The organism is Tahibacter caeni, from assembly GCF_024609805.1.
GTDB classification, from domain to species: Bacteria; Pseudomonadota; Gammaproteobacteria; order Xanthomonadales; family Rhodanobacteraceae; genus Tahibacter; species Tahibacter caeni.
Genome location: NZ_JANFVR010000636.1, coordinates 1 through 1,268 on the forward strand (window position 1 = coordinate 1; position 1,268 = coordinate 1,268).

1 protein-coding gene is annotated in these 1,268 nt (G+C 72.8%); it reads left to right on the forward strand.

The window, feature by feature from the left end:
* Positions 1-1,082 (forward strand): signal recognition particle-docking protein FtsY (gene ftsY, locus NON22_RS24485; RefSeq protein ID WP_425508034.1); only part of this gene is annotated, 1,082 nt, incomplete at its 5' end.
* Positions 1,083-1,268 lie beyond the last annotated feature (186 nt).

A 1,268-nucleotide genomic window follows, 5' to 3' on the forward strand; every position in this document is an offset into this window, starting at 1 on the left:
CGCCGCCCGCCGCCGCCGTCGTGCCCGAAGCCGCCGCGGCGGCGCTGGCGCCGGAAGTCGCGAGCTATGAAGTCGCCGCCGAAGCCGCGGCCCAGCCGGTCGCCGAAGCGCCGGCCGAGGAAACGCCGGCGTTCGACCCGGTGCCCGCAGCCGCGCCGGCGCCGGCGAAGAAGAGCTGGCGCGAGCGCCTGTCGGGCAGCGCGTTCGCGCGCAGTCTCGGCAATCTGTTCTCGCGCAAGCCCAGGCTCGACGAAGCCCTGCTCGAGGAGCTCGAAACCGCACTGATCACCGCCGACGTCGGCGTCGCGGCCAGTACCGAGCTCGTCGAAAGCCTGCGCAAGCGCCTGAACCGGCGCGAATTCGAGGACGCCGACCAATTGCTCGCCGCGCTGCGCCAGGCGCTGATCGAGCTCGCGGCGCCGATCGCCCGGCCGCTCGTCGTCGATACCGCGCACAAGCCTTTCGTCATGCTGATGGTCGGCGTCAACGGCGTCGGCAAGACCACGACGATCGGCAAGCTCGCGCGGCGCTACCAGCAGCAGGGCCTGGACGTCATGCTCGCGGCCGGCGACACCTTCCGCGCGGCCGCCGTGGAACAGCTCAAGACCTGGGGCGAACGCAACCAGGTGCCCGTGGTCGCGCAGGGCTCCGGGTCGGACGCGGCCAGCGTGATCTTCGACGCGCTGCAGTCGGCGCGCTCGCGCGGCCTGGATCTGCTGATCGCCGACACGGCCGGTCGCCTGCATACCCAGGGCGGCCTCATGGACGAGCTCGGCAAGATCCGGCGCGTGCTCGGCAAGCTCGATCCGGATGCGCCGCACGAGGTCCTGCTCGTGCTCGACGGCACCACGGGCCAGAACGCGATCAACCAGGTGCGCCAGTTTCGCGCCGCGATCGGCGTGACCGGCCTCGTCGTGACCAAACTCGACGGCACGGCCAAGGGCGGCGTGATCTTCGCGCTGGCGAAGGAATTCGGCCTGCCCGTGCGTTTCGTCGGCCTCGGCGAAAGCCTCGACGATCTGCGCGAATTCGACGCGACCGCGTTCGTCGACGGCCTGCTGCCGGCGGCGCTGGGCGGCTGAATGGCCGGGCGTGGCCAGATGCGCTGCCGGCGCGCGGATTCGTGCGGCATCGTCGCTGGCGCGCCGTCCGGAACCGGCGGCCGGGCCACAACACACGCCGGCGTATTCGGTCCGGCGGCGGAGCCGGCGCGCCGCCGTATCGGCGCGGCGCAGGCGTACGGGCGCCCGGGCCAAAGGCGGCGCGAC